Below are 14737 nucleotides of genomic sequence, written 5' to 3'. Positions count from 1 at the left end.
CGCGACCTCCTCTTGCCTGAGATGAGACAGCGATGACTGACATCAGCAACAGCCCGGTTACCGAACATGACAGCCAGCTCGGCGATTACTTCGCCCTGCTGAAACCGCGCGTCATGTCGCTGGTGGTGTTCACCGCTCTCGTCGGTCTGCTGGCCGCGCCGGTGCCGGTCAATCCGGTCATCGCCTTCGCCTCGATCCTCTTCGTCGCCATCGGGGCAGGGGCCTCGGGCGCGCTCAACATGTGGTGGGACGCCGATATCGACGCGGTGATGAAACGCACCCGCAACCGGCCGATTCCCTCGGGCCGGGTGCAGCCGGGCGAGGCGCTGGCGCTCGGCGTGGCGCTCTCGGGCCTGTCGGTGATGATGCTCACATTGTCGGCCAACCTGCTGGCCGGGGCGATGCTGCTCTTCACCATCCTGTTCTACGCTGTGTTCTATTCGATGTGGCTTAAGCGCCGCACCCCGCAGAACATCGTCATCGGCGGTGCCGCCGGGGCCTTCCCGCCGGTGATCGGCTGGATCATCGCCACCGGCAGCTTCTCGGTCGAAGCCTGGCTGATGTTCGCGCTGATCTTCATCTGGACGCCGCCGCATTTCTGGGCGCTGGCGCTGTTCATGCGCTCGGATTACGACGACGCGGGCGTGCCGATGCTGACCGTGACCCATGGCCGTCCGGCAACCCGTCGCCACATCCTCGGCTATACGATCCTGCTCACCGTGCTCGCCGTCGGCACCGCCTTCACCGCCATCGGCGGGCCGATCTACCTCATCACCGCGCTGGTGCTGAACACGCTGTTCCTGATCGGCGCGGTCAGGATCTGGCGCCGTGACGAAGACGATTCCGAAGCCGACAATTTCGCGGTGGAGCGCAAGTTCTTCCGCCTGTCGCTGTGGTTCCTGTTCCTGCATTTCGGCGCCATCCTCGCCGAAGCCGCGCTGCGGCCCTGGGGTCTGGGAGGCTGGTCATGAGCCTGAACCGCGAACACCAGCTGCACCGCCGCCGCAAGGGCCGCAATTTGGGCGTCGGTCTTTTGCTGGGGGCTTTCGTCATCCTGGTCATGGCGCTCACCTATGTGAAGATCACCCAGACCGATTTTGAACTGCCCGAAGCACAAAGGGAGGTCATTGAATAATGGCTCTTTCAGGTCCACAGAAAACCCTAGCACAAACCGTGTCGGTGGTCATCGTCATGGGCGCGATGGCCTGGGCAGCAGTGCCCTTTTACGATTGGTTCTGCCGGGTCACCGGCTTCGGCGGCGTGCCGGGACAGGCTGAGGTCGGCTCCGACGAGATCCTCGACCAGACCATCAAGGTACGTTTTGACGGCTCGCTCAACAGCGGCATGGCCTGGGAATTCAAGCCGGTCGAACGCGAGATGGAACTGCGCATCGGCGAGACCGGGCTGGCCTTCTACGAGGCCTACAACCCCACCGACCGTCCGATCGCGGGACAGGCGAGCTACAACGTGACGCCCTATTCGGCCGGCGGTTTCTTCGAGAAGATCGAATGTTTCTGCTTTACCGAACAGGTGCTGCAGCCAGGCGAGCGGGTGATGATGCCGGTCAGCTTCTATGTCGATCCCGAGATCGTCACGGATGCCAACGGGAAGTTTGTACATACCATCACGCTGTCCTATACGTTCTACGAAATTGACCTGCCCGAGAGCTATGCCGCGCTCGACCAGGACACCACAACAGACCTGAATTAATAGAGGTGAGGGACCCCGTAACCATGGCCCATGCAAAGAACCACGACTACCATATTCTGACACCCTCCTCCTGGCCGCTGCTGGGCTCGATCGCCGGCTTCGTCATGCTGCTCGGGGCGGTGCTCTGGATGCATGGTGTCACACCCTTCGTCTTCCTCGGCGGTCTGGTCGCCGTGCTCTATGTGATGTTCGCATGGTGGTCCGAGGTCGTGCACGAGAGCAGCATCGGCGATCACACCAACGTGGTCCGCATCGGTCTGCGCTACGGGTTCATCCTGTTCATCATGTCCGAGGTGATGTTCTTCGCGGCCTGGTTCTGGAGCTTCTTCAAACAGGCGCTCTACCCGATGAACGAATTCCCCGGTTCCGAATATGTCCCGGCCGAATTCATCCCCGTCGATGCTTTCCACCTGCCGCTGATCAACACGCTGGTGCTGCTGCTGTCGGGCTGTGCCGTGACCTGGGCGCACCATGCGCTGGTGCATGAGAACAACCGCAGGGACCTGGTCACCGGCCTGGCGATCTCCATCGCGCTCGGCGCGCTGTTCACCGGGCTGCAGGCCTATGAATATTACGAACTGCTGGTGCATGACGACTGGACCTTCGGCGGCGACCTGTTCTTCTCCAGCTTCTTCATGGCCACCGGCTTCCACGGCTTCCACGTGCTGATCGGCACGATCTTCCTGACGGTCTGCCTGATCCGGGCGATCCGCGGGCATTTCACCCCCGAACATCACGTCGGTTTCGAGGCCGCCGCCTGGTACTGGCACTTCGTGGACGTGGTCTGGCTGTTCCTGTTCTTCGCGGTCTACATGTGGGGCATCTGATCCCCGCCGGGATGGGTTGCATATCCCTCCCTGATCCGTAAAAGCGAATGGCGCGTGAGGGCAACCTCGCGCGCCATTTCACGTCTCACGAAGTCCAGAGGTCCCATGCGCCGCTCGCTTTTCCTGCTGATCATCGGCCTCGGCGGCGCCGCGATCCTGCTGGCGCTCGGAATCTGGCAGGTCCAGCGCCTGGGCTGGAAACAGGCGATCATCGCCGACATCGACAGCCGCATCGCCGCCGCGCCCGTCGCCCTGCCGACCAACCCCGACCCGGAGACGGATTCCTATCTGCCGGTCGCGGTCTCCGGGCAGATCGAGCCGGGCGCGCTGCATGTGCTGGTCTCGCAGAAACAGCTCGGTGCGGGCTACCGCGTCATCGCGCCGTTCCGCACCGATGAGGGCCGCCTGATCCTCGCCGATCTCGGCTTCCTGATCGACGAGCAGAAGGACAGCGCCGCCCCGATCGGCCCGGCCGATATTACCGGCAATCTGCAATGGCCGCGCGAGGTGGACGGTTTCACTCCCGAGCCCGACACGGCACGCAACATCTGGTTCGCCCGCGATGTCGATGCCATGGCAGAGGCGCTCGGCACCGAGCCGCTGCTGCTGGTGGCCCGCGAAACGTCGCTTGCCGACAGCCCCGTGACGCCTCTGCCGGTGGACACCGCCGCGATTCCCAACGATCACCTGCAATATGCCATCACCTGGTTCTCGCTCGCCGCGCTCTGGCTGGCGATGAGCCTCGCCTTCCTGCGCCGCCGCCCGGCGGCCAAAGCCGAAAGCTGACAGAACATGCGCTATATCTCCACCCGCGGCACCGCGCCGGTCCTGACCTTCGAGGAAGCCATGCTGACCGGGCTCGCCCGTGACGGCGGCCTCTACGTGCCCGAGACCATCCCGACCCTGAGCGCGGATCAGATCGCCGCCATGGCGGGCCAAAGCTACGAGGAGGTCGCCTTCACGGTGATGCGTCCCTTCATCGGGGAAACATTCACCGACGGGGAATTCCGCGCCATCATCGCCCGCGCCTATGAGGGTTTCGGTCACGAGGCCCGCGCACCGCTGGTGCAGCTCGCACCCAACCATTTCCTGCTGGAGCTGTTCCACGGCCCGACCCTGGCGTTCAAGGATTTCGCCATGCAGCTTATCGGCCAGATGTTCCAGGCCGCGCTGGGACGCAAGGGCGCGCGGGTGACCATCGTCGGCGCCACCTCCGGCGATACCGGCTCGGCGGCGATCGAGGCCTTCCGCGGGCTCGACAACGTCGATGTCTTCATCCTCTACCCGCATGGCCGGGTCAGCGATGTGCAGCGCCGCCAGATGACCACACCGGGCGAAAGCAATGTCCACGCCCTCGCAATGGACGGCGATTTCGACGATTGCCAGGCGCGGCTCAAGGACATGTTCAACGATTTCGAATTCCGCGACGGGGTGAAACTCGCCGGGGTCAATTCGATCAACTGGGGCAGGGTGCTGGCGCAGGTGGTCTATTACTTCACCGCCGCCGTCAGCCTCGGCGCACCGCAGCGCAAGGTCAGCTTCACCGTTCCGACCGGCAATTTCGGCGACATCTTCGCCGGTTACATCGCGCGCCAGATGGGCCTGCCGATCACCGAACTGGTGGTCGCCACCAACCAGAACGACATTCTCGACCGCTGCCTCAAGGGGCAGGGCTATCACAAGGGCGGGGTCCATGCCTCGATCAGCCCGTCGATGGACATCCAGGTCTCGTCGAATTTCGAACGCGCGCTGTTTGACGCCTTTGACCGCGACGGCAACGCCGTCGCGCAGCTGATGGACGAGCTTGCCGGGGGCGGTTTCGACGTCAGCCAGGGTGCCATGGAAAACCTGCAGGAAATCTATTCCTCGGGCCGCGCCTCCGAGGAGGAAACCACCGCGACGATCCGCGAGATGCGCGAAACCACCGGCGAGCTGCTCTGCCCGCATTCCGCCGTGGGCGTGAAGGTGGCAAAGGAGCAGCGCGACCCCTCGGTGCCGATGATCACCCTCGCCACCGCCCATCCCGCCAAGTTTCCCGACGCGGTCGAAGCCGCCACCGGCATCCGCCCGCCGCTGCCGCCGCGCATGGCCGACCTCTTCGAGCGCGAGGAGCGCATGACCCGCGTCGAAAACAATCTCGACGCGCTGAAAAGCCTCATCAAAGGAAAGATCGCATCGTGAGCCTGAACCAGCACCGCCTGTCCAACGGTTTCCGCATCGTCACCGAACATATGCCGGGCCTCGCCTCCGCCTCGATCGGCATCTGGGTCGCCGCGGGCGGCCGTCACGAGACCCCGGCGCAGAACGGCATCGCGCATTTCCTCGAACATATGGCCTTCAAGGGCACCAAGACCCGTAGCTCGCTGCAGATCGCCGAGGCGATCGAGGATGTCGGGGGCTATATCAACGCCTATACATCGCGCGAAGTCACCGCCTATTACGTGCGGGTGCTCGAAAATGACGTGCCCCTCGGGCTCGACGTGATCGCCGACATCCTGCGCAACCCGGTGCTCGACGAAGGCGAGATCGAAACCGAACGCGGGGTGATCCTGCAGGAGATCGGCCAGGCGCTCGACACACCCGATGACGTGATCTTCGACTGGCTTCAGGAAGAGGCCTATCCCGACCAGCCGATCGGGCGCAGCATCCTCGGCCCGGCTGAGCGGGTCTCCGCCTTCTCGCGCGAGGACCTGCTGCATTTCATCGCCGATCACTACGGCCCCGAACAGATGATCCTCTCCGCCGCCGGTGCCGTCGATCACGACGAGATCGTCAAGCTGGCCGAGAAATTGTTCGGCGACATGCCCGCCAAGCCCCTGTTCACCATGGATCCCGCGCGGTTCCAGGGCGGCGAGATCCGCCAGATCAAGCCGCTGGAACAGGCCCATTTCGCGCTCGGCCTCGAAAGCCCGGGCTATCGCGGCGATGACATCTACATCGCGCAGATCTACGCCTCCGCGCTTGGCGGCGGCATGTCCTCGCGGCTGTTTCAGGAGATCCGCGAAAACCGCGGCCTGTGCTACACGATCTTCGCCCAGGCCGGTGCCTATGCCGATACCGGGATGATGACGATCTATGCCGGCACCAGCGCCGAGCAGCTGCCGGAACTGGCCTATCTCACCATCGAGGAGATGAAACGCGCCGCCGATGACATGTCCCCCGCCGAGGTGGCCCGGGCGCGCGCGCAGATGAAGGCCGGGCTGCTGATGGGGCTCGAAAGCCCGTCCAACCGCGCCGAACGTCTGGCCCGTCTGGTGCAGATCTGGGACCGCGTGCCGCCGCTGGAAGAGACCGTCGCCAAGATCGACGCGGTCACCACCGGCGACGTGCGCGACTTCGCCGAGACCATGGCCCTTGCCGCGCCCGCCGCGCTGGCGCTCTACGGCCCGGTCGATGCCGCCCCGAGCCTTGCCGAACTGCAGGAGCGCCGCGCCGCCTGATGCCGCTGCTGCGCCGCAAACTCACCATCGAGACCGAGCGGCTGACCCTGCGCCCGCCGGTCCATTCCGATTTCCGCGACTGGACGGCGCTGCGGGTCAGCTCGGCGGACTTCCTGACCCCCTGGGAGCCCGCCTGGGCCGCCGACCACCTGTCGCGCAAATCCTTCAGCAACCGGGTCTATTGGGCGCAGCGCTCGGTCACCTCCGGCACCGCGCTGCCGCTGTTCCTGATCCGCCGCCGCGATGCGGCGCTGCTCGGCGCCATCACGCTTGACAACATCCGACGCGGCCCGGCGCAGGCCGGAACGCTCGGCTATTGGACCGGCGAGCAATTCGCCCGGCGCGGCTACATGCGCGAGGCCATCGAGGCCACGGTGCACCACGCCTTCACCCGCCTCGACCTCAGCCGCATCGAGGCCGCCTGCCTGCCCGAAAACACCGCCTCGCGCGGGCTGCTGGAGAAATGCGGCTTCAAATACGAAGGCGTGGCCCAGAGCTATCTGCAGATCGACGGCCGCTGGCGCACCCATGTGCTCTATGCCGCCCTGCGCGGCGACCGCCGCGGGCGCACCGGGGCGGGCTGAACCGGGCTTGCATCCGGCCCGGTGCGCCGCGATCATGCGCCGAACCCGCCGATAGAGAGACATCATGCCCCTGAACCCCGCCGATGCATCTTTCGAAGCGATCCTGCGTGCCGGGCTGCCCGAAGATATCCTGCGCCCCCTAGCACCGCGCTACCTCGAAGAGCCGCGCGGCCGCTATGTCGGGCAGGGCGGTCTGCTCGCCCTGCCGCACGACACCGAACAGGTCGCCACGCTGATCCGCGCCGCCGCCCGGCACCGGGTTGCGATAATCCCCTATGGCGGCGGCACCGGGCTGGTCGGCGGGCAGGTGCTGCCCGAGGGTCCGGCACCGCTGATCCTGTCGCTGGAACGCATGAACGCGATCCGCGCGATCTACCCCGAGGAAAACGTGCTGGTCGCCGAAGCAGGCGCCATCCTCGCCGATGTGCAGAACGCCGCCGCCGGGGCCGACCGGCTGTTCCCGCTGTCGCTGGCGGCGGAAGGCTCGGCGCGGATCGGCGGCAACCTCGCCACCAATGCCGGCGGCACCGGCGTGCTGCGCTACGGCAATGCCCGTGACCTCTGCCTCGGCCTCGAAGCGGTGCTGCCCGACGGCCAGATCTGGCAAGGGCTGACAAGACTGCGCAAGAACAACACCGGCTATGACCTGCGCCACCTGCTGATCGGCGCCGAAGGCACGCTCGGCGTGATCACCGCCGCGGCGCTCAAACTCTATCCGCAACCCGCCGCCAGCGGCACCGCGCTGCTGGTGGTCGAAAGCCCGCAGGCCGCGCTGAAGCTGCTGTCGCTGGCCCGCACCCAATTCGGCGAGATGGTCAGCGCCTTCGAGCTGATCCACCGCCAGGGGCTCGACTTCCTCTCCGAGGTGCTGCCCGACATCCGCCAGCCCTTCCCCGCGCCCCCCGAATGGAGCGTGTTGATCGAGCTCGGTACCAGCGGCGGCATCGACCCTTCAGCCGCGCTCGAACAGCTCTTCGCGACAGCGCTCGGCGCCGATCTGCTCAGCGACGGGCTGATCGCCCAAAACAGCCAGCAGGCACAGGATTTCTGGCACCTGCGCGAAATGATCCCCGAAGCCAACCGCCTGATCGGCTCGATCTCCAGCCACGACATCTCGCTGCCACTCGGCGCCATCCCTGATTTCATCGCCGCCGCCCCGGGCCGCATCGCAGCCCTTGGCGATTTCCGTATCAACTGCTTCGGGCATCTCGGCGACGGCAACCTGCATTACAACGTCTTCCCGCCGCAGGGCCGCTCCCGCGACGCCTATCCCGGCCTCGGGGCCACGATCAAACGCGCGGTGCATGATCTGGTGCAGGAGATGGGCGGCTCCTTCAGCGCCGAACACGGCGTCGGCCGCCTCAAGACCGGCGATCTCGAACGTTACGGCGACCCGGCCAAACTCTCGGCCATGCGGGCGATCAAGGCCGCACTCGACCCGCAGGGCATCATGAACCCCGGCGCGGTGCTGCGCGGCTGAACCTCAGCCACCCTCGAAGCTGCACAGCGCCAGCACTTCCTTGCCCAAAGCCTCAAGCCGACGCCGCCCGCCCAGATCCGGCAGGTCGATGATGAAGGCGGTCGAAACGACCTCGCCGCCGAGCCGCTCGATCAACTTGATCCCGGCCTCCGCGGTGCCGCCGGTGGCCAGCAGGTCATCGACCAGCAAGACCTTCTCGCCGGGCTTGATCGCATCCTCGTGGATCTCCACGATCGCCTCGCCATATTCGAGCTTGTATTCCTGGCTGATCGTGCGCCCCGGCAGCTTGCCCTTCTTGCGCACCGGCACGAAACCGACCGACAGCTGATGCGCGATCGCCCCGCCGATGATGAACCCGCGTGCCTCGAGCCCGGCCACCTTGTCGATATCGATCCCGGCATAGGGATGCAGCACCTGATCGATCGCCATGCGAAACCCGCGCGGATCGGCAAACAGCGTCGTCACATCGCGAAACATGATCCCCTCATGGGGGAAATCGACAATCGTGCGGATATAATCCTGAACCTGTTTCACAGCCCCGTCACCCTTCCTGCAAGAACCCACGGCCCCGCCTCTTCATGCGAAAAATACTCACAGCACGCCGCCGGCCACGCCATGCACCGCCACCGCGATCCGCTCACCCCAGAACCCGCCCCGCCACGGCGTCAAGCCGGGCCACCAGCGCCGGATCACGCGCCTCGGGACGGGTCAGGATCGCATGTTCCAATGCGCGGTCACAGCCATGCCCGCAAGCCGCGCGTTCGCCGCCCAGCAACCCGGGCAGCCCGCGCACCATCTCGCGGCCCTTGTCGGCATTGCCCGTCAGGATCCGGATGATCTCGCTCACATCGACCTCGCCATGCTCGGGATGCCAGCTGTCGTAATCGGTGATCATCGCCACCGAGGCATAGCAAAGCTCGGCTTCCCGCGCGAGCTTGGCCTCGGGCATGTTGGTCATGCCGATCACATCCGCACCCCAGGCCTCGCGATACATCCGCGATTCCGCCAGCGTCGAAAACTGCGGCCCCTCCATCGCCAGATAGGTGCCGCCGCGATGCAGACGGATCCCGGCATCCCGCGCCGCCGCCTCGCAGGCATCGCCGAGCCGCGCGCAGGTCGGCTCCGCGATGCTCACATGACCGACGCAGCCGGAGCCGAAGAAGCTCTTCTCGCGGGCGATGGTCCGGTCGATGAACTGATCGACGATGACGAAATCCCCCGGCGCCATCTCCTCGCGGAACGAGCCGCAGGCCGAAACGCTGATCACGTCGCTGCACCCGATCCGCTTCAGCGCGTCGATATTGGCGCGATAGGGCACGTCCGCCGGGGCATGCACATGCCCGCGCCCGTGCCGGGGCAGGAAGGCCATCTCGACCCCGCCGAGCCGCCCGGTCAGGATCGCGTCCGATGGTGCCCCCCAGGGCGTCTCGACCTCGGTCCAGACCGCATCTTCCAGCCCGTCGATCTCATAGATGCCGGAGCCACCAATCACGGCGATCTTGCTGGCAGTCATGGCACTCTCCTTCAGGTTTCGCCGCAGTCTTGCCGCGAATGCAGCGCGATGACAACCAGCACCCGGCACCCCCGCGAGGGTTTTCTTTTGCGGCAAAACCCTCTAGGCAGCGCAGCAATACACGCCCCGGCCGCCGCGGGGGTGTCTTTCCCGTATTCCGACCAGACAGGATGGCCTCATGCCACGCGCAACGCTGCACAGCTTTACCAAGAATCTCGACGTGACCGATCTGCGCTGGATGCCCGGCGAGGGTTTTTCGCCCGCGCGCCTGCGCATCGAGCTGCTGTCGGGCCTCACCGTGGCGCTGGCGCTGGTCCCCGAGGCCGTGGCCTTCGCCTTCGTCGCCGGGGTGCATCCGCTGGTCGGCCTCTATGCGGCGTTTCTCGTCGGGTTGATCACCGCGCTGATCGGCGGACGGCCGGGCATGATCTCCGGGGCCACCGGCGCGCTGGCGGTGGTCATGGTCGCGCTGGTCGCGCAGCACGGGGTCGAATATCTGTTTGCCACCGTGGTGCTGATGGGGCTGTTGCAGATCTTCGCGGGCGTCATGCAATGGGGCAAGTTCATCCGGCTGGTACCGCATCCGGTGATGCTGGGCTTCGTCAACGGCCTCGCCATCGTGATCTTCCTCGCCCAGATGAGCCAGTTCAAGGTGCCCGGCACCATGGTCGACACCGGCCATGGCATGGGCGGCGGCGAATGGCTCTCGGGCACGCCGCTCTACCTGATGCTGGCACTGGTGGCGGCGACCATGGCGATCATCTGGATCATGCCCAAGGTCACCCGCTTCATCCCCGCACCGCTGGCCGGGATCGGCATCGTCGCGGCGGTGGTCATCGGCTTCGGCATCGATGTGCCGCGCGTCGGCGACCTCGCCTCGATCAAGGGCGGCCTGCCGAGCCTGCATATCCCGATGGTGCCGCTCAACTGGGAAACCCTGCAGATCATCCTGCCCTATGCGGTGATCCTCGCCGCCATCGGGCTGATCGAATCGCTGCTGACCCTGAACCTGGTCAGCGACATGACCAACACGCGCGGCGGCGCCAGCCAGGAATGCATCGCGCAGGGCGTCGCCAACACCGTCACCGGTTTCTTCGGCGGCATGGGCGGCTGTGCGATGATCGGCCAGTCGATGATCAACGTCAAATCGGGCGGCCGCACGCGCGTCGCCGGGATTGCGGCAGCGGTGTTCCTGCTGCTCTTCATCCTCGTCGGCTCTTCGGTGATCGAGCTTATCCCGCTGGCGGCGCTGGTCGGGGTGATGTTCATGGTGGTGATCGGCACCTTCGCGTGGAACTCGCTGACCATCCTGCGCAAGGTGCCGCTGATGGATGCTTTCGTGATCCTGCTGGTCACCGTGGTCACGGTGATGGAAGACCTCGCCGTCGCGGTGGTGGTCGGGGTCATCGTCTCGGCACTGGCCTATGCCTGGAACAACGCCCGCCGGATCCACGCCAAGACCGACACCACGCCCGAAGGCGCCAAGGTCTACCAGATTCAGGGACCGCTGTTCTTCGGTTCGAGCGACGGTTTCGCCGAGCTTTTCGATGTGGAAAACGACCCCGCGGAGGTGATCGTCGATTTCGCTGACAGCCGCGTTGTCGATCAATCGGCGCTGCAGGCGATCGAGGCCATGGCGGGCAAATACGAGGCGGCGGGCAAACGGCTGCAACTGCGCCACCTGAGCCGCGACTGTCACCGGCTGCTGACCAAGGCCGGACACCTGATGGTCGACAGCGACGATGACCCCGAATACGAGCTGGCGGTCAATTATCAGGTCCGCACCGGCATCCTCGGCGGTCACTGAAGTCGTTGAAATACCTGCCTTATCTTATGTTAAGATATTGTTAATAAAGTAAAATAAACCGATACCGGTTCCCCGTGGGGAACCGGTAAACCGGGGCTGATCCCGGTCTTGATGGTCAGGTCTCAATCATCCGGGCGGATCATCTCGAAGACTTCGCGCACTGCCGTGTAATCGCGATAGCCAAGCCGCGACAAGGGCGCATAGCGGGTGATGTCAAACCGCCCCCCGACCAGGCAATCATCGCGCAGATGCACGCCGACGACCTCGCCGAACACCACGAAATTCGCCGCCCCCTCGATCCGCACGATCTGGGTCATCCGGCATTCCAGCGCCGCCGGGGCATTCGCCACCCGTGCACAGTCGATTACATCACAAGCCGCTTTCTCGATCCCGGCATGGGCAAATTCATCGACCCCGTGGGGCAGCGACGCCGACGAGGCGTTCATCGCATCCCGCGCCGCATATTCCACGATATTGACGCAGAATTCGCCGCTCGCACGGATATTGGCGACCGAATCCTTGGTGCCGTCCACATCCGCCTTGCTGCCGGTCGAGGCGAACATCACCTGCGGCGGGGAATAGGCGACGCCGTTAAAAAAGGAATAGGGCCCGAGATTGTCGCGTCCCTGCGCATCGCGGCTCGAAATCCAGCCGATCGGGCGCGGCGTGACGATGGCGTTGAACGGGTTGTGCGGCAATCTGTGGCCGTCGGCGGGGCGGTAGAACATGGACAATCTCCTTGTGGTTTGCAGACATGGCTAGCGCCATGATAGGGGCATGGCCAGCGATAATCCCCGAGGCCAGGAGCCGCGCCTTGTACCAATTCACACCCGAAATCCCGGCAGATCACTGGGAGGTCGAGGCGCTCTTTGATACCTGTTTCGCGCCCGGGCGCACGGCGCTGTCCTCCTATCGGCTGCGCGAGGGCGTGGCGCCGGTCGCCGGGCTGAGCCATGTGGCGCGGGACGCGGATCATATCCTCGCGGGCGCGATCCGCTACTGGCCGGTGCGCATCGGCGCGGTGGAGGCGCTGCTGCTCGGCCCAGTCGCGGTGCACCCGACGCGGCAGGGCGAGGGGCTCGGCCGGGCGCTGATCGAAACGTCGCTGGAACGCGCCGCGCCGCTGGGCTGGCAGCGCGTCATGCTGGTCGGCGATGCGCCCTATTACAGCCGTTTCGGCTTCAGCCTGCTCAGCGACGTCGTCATGCCCCCCCCGACCAACCCCGACCGCGTGCTCGGCCGCGCGCTGCGCCCCGGCGCCTGGGACGGGATCTCCGGGCAGGTGCGACGCTGGAAAGATTGACATGACGCGCCGACCGCCCACATTGGGGGAAACCGAAGGGCAGAACATGCAGATCGAGACCAGAAATCCCGCCCCCGTCGATGTCGAGACCAGGCTCGACGAGATCGCCAAACGCTATCGCGAGGCAGGCGGTCTGGGGATCAACCTGCTGAACCTCATCGGCAGCCGGGCCGACAATCTTATCGACAACCTGCCCGACGTGGTGCGCCGCAATCTCGAAGGCGCGACGGTCAAGGCGCTGAACCAGGCGATGAAAGCCGCCCATTCCTCGCGCAGCCTGCTGCCGGACCAGAAATCCTGGCTCAACCAGGCGGTCAGCACCGCCATGGGCGCGGCCGGCGGGGCCGGGGGGCTGCCCTCGGCGCTGGCCGAACTGCCGGTCACCACGACGCTGTTGCTGCGGGTGATCGAGGGTGTCGCGGTCGAACACGGCTTCGACCCCGAGGCCGAGAACGTGCAGTTCGACTGTATCCAGGTGTTTTCCGCCGCCGGGCCGCTGTCGGGCGATGACGGCGCCGACCTCGGCTTCCTCTCGGCGCGTTTCGCGCTCTCGGGCCGGGCGATGCAGGCGGTGGTGGCCAAGGTCGCACCGAAACTCGCGCTGGTGCTGGGCCAGAAACTCGCCGCCCAGGCCGTGCCGGTATTCGGTGCCGTCGCCGGGGCGGCCACCAACTACGCCTATACCAGCTATTACCAGGACATGGCGCATGTGCATTTCGGGCTGCGTCGGCTCGCCATCGAGGCCGATATCCCCCAGGACCGGCTGCTCGAGAAGCTGCGCCGCAAGATGAGCCGGCCCCCGGCCTGAGCGTCTCGCCCTCCCTTCTCCTGAGCGCAAATACCTTGGGGGAAGGCGGCGCAGGCGCCTGGGGGCAAAGCCACCCGATCCCCGCTCAAATCCGCGCAATTCGCATCTGGCGTCAGCCCCCGCAAGCGGCTAGGATTCCTGCCAACAGGGGGATCCACCCCCGCAACAGGCCAGAATGATCCAGCAATTGCCCCTGTCGCTGCTCGGCGCGCGCAAGCGCGAGGTGCGCATCCAGTTTGCCGCTTTGTGCTACCGGATGCGCCGTGGCAAGGTGCAGATCCTGCTGGTCACCTCGCGCCGGGCCAAGCGCTGGATCGTGCCGAAAGGCTGGCCGATGCCGGACAAGACCCCGGCGGCCTCTGCCTTGCAGGAGGCCTGGGAAGAGGCCGGGGTGCGCGGGCGGGCGGAAGAATCCTGTCTCGGGGTCTATTCCTACCGCAAGGGCCAGCCCGGCAGCGAAGACCTGGCCTGTGCCGCGATGCTCTATCCGGTGAAGGTCGCGTCCCTGGCGCGGCAATACCCGGAGAGCGGCCAGCGCCGCCGGATCTGGGTGTCGCGGAAGAAGGCGGCGCGGATGGTCGGCCAGGCCGAGCTTGCGCGGCTGATCGCCGGCTTCGAACCACGCCCGGGCGGGACGCCGACAGCTTGACCCCGGGGGCGATCCGTCTCATCTGGAGAGACAAGGTATCGGTAACGTTTGACGGGAAATGACAGGGCGATGATCCGCTACGATCTGAAATGCGACCAGGGCCATGGTTTTGACAGCTGGTTCCGCTCCTCGGGCGATTTCGAGAGCCTGAGGGCGGCAGGGCATATCAGCTGCGCCACCTGCGGATCGCGCGATGTGCACAAGGCGGTGATGGCACCGCGGCTGGCGAGCGCGACCGTGGCGCCGAAAGCCCCGGAACCGGGCGGCGCGCCGACACCGGCATCGGCATCGGCCCCGCTGCGAGGCGGTCCCGAGGCGGCGCTCGGCAAGGCGTTGGCGGAACTGCGCCGCAGGGTCGAGGCAAATGCCGATTACGTCGGCCGCGATTTTTCCCGGCAGGCGCGTTCCATGCATCTCGGCGAGCAGCCCGAGCGCGCGATCTATGGCGAGGCGCGGCCCGACGAGGCCCGGGCGCTGCTGGAGGATGGCGTGTCACTGCTGCCGCTGCCCTTCGCGCCGCGGCGCAAGCTGAGCTGAGCTCGCGCCCGCCGCCACCCGCCGGGGCGCTGCCCCGGACCCCGAGGTATTTCGGGTCAGAAGAGGCGGGGCGGTCTTG

The 14737-nt window shown here is 66.0% G+C and carries 17 protein-coding genes; 14 read left to right on the top strand and 3 right to left on the bottom strand.

Annotation, left to right across the window (positions count from 1 at the left end):
- Positions 1–32: 32 nt before the first annotated feature.
- The 9 genes from cyoE to ACFSUD_RS06310 all read left to right on the top strand — a co-directional run bounded on the left by cyoE (position 33) and on the right by ACFSUD_RS06310 (position 8041).
- On the top strand, positions 33–971 hold the full coding sequence (gene cyoE / locus ACFSUD_RS06350) for a heme o synthase (protein ID WP_386372528.1): 939 nt from the start codon (positions 33–35) through the stop codon (positions 969–971).
- Positions 968–1135 carry a cytochrome C oxidase assembly protein gene (locus ACFSUD_RS06345; protein ID WP_386372526.1) on the top strand — a complete coding sequence of 56 codons (168 nt, stop codon included), beginning with the start codon at positions 968–970 and terminating at the stop codon, positions 1133–1135. The genes cyoE and ACFSUD_RS06345 overlap by 4 nt, the downstream gene beginning before the upstream one ends.
- Positions 1135–1710, top strand: coding sequence for a cytochrome c oxidase assembly protein (locus ACFSUD_RS06340; protein WP_386372524.1), 576 nt, complete (start codon positions 1135–1137; stop codon positions 1708–1710). Before ACFSUD_RS06345 ends, ACFSUD_RS06340 begins: the two co-directional genes overlap by 1 nt.
- Before the next feature lie 23 nt (positions 1711–1733).
- Complete coding sequence (locus tag ACFSUD_RS06335; RefSeq protein WP_386372522.1) at positions 1734–2537, top strand: cytochrome c oxidase subunit 3; 804 nt, start codon at positions 1734–1736, stop codon at positions 2535–2537.
- Positions 2538–2642: 105 nt separating this feature from the next.
- Positions 2643–3323 (top strand): SURF1 family protein, encoded by a 681-nt coding sequence (locus ACFSUD_RS06330; RefSeq protein WP_386372520.1) that lies wholly within the window; start codon positions 2643–2645, stop codon positions 3321–3323.
- Between the two features lie 6 nt (positions 3324–3329).
- Positions 3330–4718 (top strand): threonine synthase, encoded by a 1389-nt coding sequence (gene thrC, locus ACFSUD_RS06325; protein ID WP_386372518.1) that lies wholly within the window; start codon positions 3330–3332, stop codon positions 4716–4718.
- A complete protein-coding gene (locus tag ACFSUD_RS06320) occupies positions 4715–5977 on the top strand; it encodes a M16 family metallopeptidase (protein ID WP_386372516.1) in 1263 nt (420 codons plus the stop codon). The genes thrC and ACFSUD_RS06320 overlap by 4 nt, the downstream gene beginning before the upstream one ends.
- On the top strand, positions 5977–6561 hold the full coding sequence (locus ACFSUD_RS06315) for a GNAT family N-acetyltransferase (protein ID WP_386372515.1): 585 nt from the start codon (positions 5977–5979) through the stop codon (positions 6559–6561). The genes ACFSUD_RS06320 and ACFSUD_RS06315 overlap by 1 nt, the downstream gene beginning before the upstream one ends.
- Positions 6562–6625: 64 nt before the next feature.
- A complete protein-coding gene (locus ACFSUD_RS06310; RefSeq protein WP_386372513.1) occupies positions 6626–8041 on the top strand; it encodes an FAD-binding oxidoreductase in 1416 nt (471 codons plus the stop codon).
- Between the two features lie 3 nt (positions 8042–8044).
- On the opposite strand, the gene ACFSUD_RS06305 is transcribed toward ACFSUD_RS06310, so the two are convergent.
- Positions 8045–8575: an adenine phosphoribosyltransferase gene (locus ACFSUD_RS06305; protein ID WP_386372511.1), complete on the bottom strand. Its 531-nt coding sequence runs from the start codon at positions 8573–8575 to the stop codon at positions 8045–8047.
- Between the two features lie 103 nt (positions 8576–8678).
- The gene (locus tag ACFSUD_RS06300) at positions 8679–9554 is read right to left on the bottom strand and encodes an S-methyl-5'-thioadenosine phosphorylase (protein ID WP_386372509.1); all 876 of its coding nucleotides are present in this window, start codon (positions 9552–9554) and stop codon (positions 8679–8681) included.
- A 178-nt stretch (positions 9555–9732) separates the two neighbouring features.
- Between ACFSUD_RS06300 and ACFSUD_RS06295 the strand changes: the two genes are divergently transcribed.
- Positions 9733–11361, top strand: a complete 1629-nt coding sequence (locus ACFSUD_RS06295; protein ID WP_386372507.1) for a SulP family inorganic anion transporter — start codon at positions 9733–9735, stop codon at positions 11359–11361.
- Positions 11362–11483: 122 nt separating this feature from the next.
- Here ACFSUD_RS06295 and ACFSUD_RS06290 read toward each other — a convergent pair whose 3' ends face one another.
- Positions 11484–12089 (bottom strand): flavin reductase family protein, encoded by a 606-nt coding sequence (locus ACFSUD_RS06290; protein ID WP_386372505.1) that lies wholly within the window; start codon positions 12087–12089, stop codon positions 11484–11486.
- Between the two features lie 86 nt (positions 12090–12175).
- Here ACFSUD_RS06290 and ACFSUD_RS06285 point away from each other — a divergent pair, with 86 nt between their 5' ends.
- The 4 genes from ACFSUD_RS06285 to ACFSUD_RS06270 all read left to right on the top strand — a co-directional run bounded on the left by ACFSUD_RS06285 (position 12176) and on the right by ACFSUD_RS06270 (position 14658).
- The gene (locus ACFSUD_RS06285; RefSeq protein ID WP_386372503.1) at positions 12176–12664 is read left to right on the top strand and encodes a GNAT family N-acetyltransferase; all 489 of its coding nucleotides are present in this window, start codon (positions 12176–12178) and stop codon (positions 12662–12664) included.
- A 46-nt stretch (positions 12665–12710) separates the two neighbouring features.
- On the top strand, positions 12711–13472 hold the full coding sequence (locus ACFSUD_RS06280) for an EcsC family protein (protein ID WP_386372601.1): 762 nt from the start codon (positions 12711–12713) through the stop codon (positions 13470–13472).
- Between the two features lie 175 nt (positions 13473–13647).
- A complete protein-coding gene (locus tag ACFSUD_RS06275) occupies positions 13648–14121 on the top strand; it encodes an NUDIX hydrolase (protein WP_386372502.1) in 474 nt (157 codons plus the stop codon).
- 69 nt (positions 14122–14190) lie between these two features.
- Positions 14191–14658 (top strand): DUF1178 family protein, encoded by a 468-nt coding sequence (locus tag ACFSUD_RS06270; RefSeq protein ID WP_386372500.1) that lies wholly within the window; start codon positions 14191–14193, stop codon positions 14656–14658.
- The last annotated feature ends 79 nt before the right edge of the window (positions 14659–14737 follow it).

It is taken from the genome of Sulfitobacter aestuarii (assembly GCF_042685005.1).
Taxonomy (GTDB): Bacteria; Pseudomonadota; Alphaproteobacteria; order Rhodobacterales; family Rhodobacteraceae; genus Sulfitobacter; species Sulfitobacter aestuarii.
Note: the sequence above shows the minus strand (reverse complement) of the source record. Positions and strands in the feature narration are given on the sequence as shown.

Coding starts and splice junctions, on each gene's coding strand:
- cyoE (WP_386372528.1), top strand. CDS start 33: ATGACTGACATCAGCAACAGCCCGGTTACCGAACATGACAGCCAGCTC.
- ACFSUD_RS06345 (WP_386372526.1), top strand. CDS start 968: ATGAGCCTGAACCGCGAACACCAGCTGCACCGCCGCCGCAAGGGCCGC.
- ACFSUD_RS06340 (WP_386372524.1), top strand. CDS start 1,135: ATGGCTCTTTCAGGTCCACAGAAAACCCTAGCACAAACCGTGTCGGTG.
- ACFSUD_RS06335 (WP_386372522.1), top strand. CDS start 1,734: ATGGCCCATGCAAAGAACCACGACTACCATATTCTGACACCCTCCTCC.
- ACFSUD_RS06330 (WP_386372520.1), top strand. CDS start 2,643: ATGCGCCGCTCGCTTTTCCTGCTGATCATCGGCCTCGGCGGCGCCGCG.
- thrC (WP_386372518.1), top strand. CDS start 3,330: ATGCGCTATATCTCCACCCGCGGCACCGCGCCGGTCCTGACCTTCGAG.
- ACFSUD_RS06315 (WP_386372515.1), top strand. CDS start 5,977: ATGCCGCTGCTGCGCCGCAAACTCACCATCGAGACCGAGCGGCTGACC.
- ACFSUD_RS06310 (WP_386372513.1), top strand. CDS start 6,626: ATGCCCCTGAACCCCGCCGATGCATCTTTCGAAGCGATCCTGCGTGCC.
- ACFSUD_RS06300 (WP_386372509.1), bottom strand. CDS start 9,554: ATGACTGCCAGCAAGATCGCCGTGATTGGTGGCTCCGGCATCTATGAG.
- ACFSUD_RS06295 (WP_386372507.1), top strand. CDS start 9,733: ATGCCACGCGCAACGCTGCACAGCTTTACCAAGAATCTCGACGTGACC.
- ACFSUD_RS06290 (WP_386372505.1), bottom strand. CDS start 12,089: ATGTTCTACCGCCCCGCCGACGGCCACAGATTGCCGCACAACCCGTTC.
- ACFSUD_RS06280 (WP_386372601.1), top strand. CDS start 12,711: ATGCAGATCGAGACCAGAAATCCCGCCCCCGTCGATGTCGAGACCAGG.
- ACFSUD_RS06275 (WP_386372502.1), top strand. CDS start 13,648: ATGATCCAGCAATTGCCCCTGTCGCTGCTCGGCGCGCGCAAGCGCGAG.
- ACFSUD_RS06270 (WP_386372500.1), top strand. CDS start 14,191: ATGATCCGCTACGATCTGAAATGCGACCAGGGCCATGGTTTTGACAGC.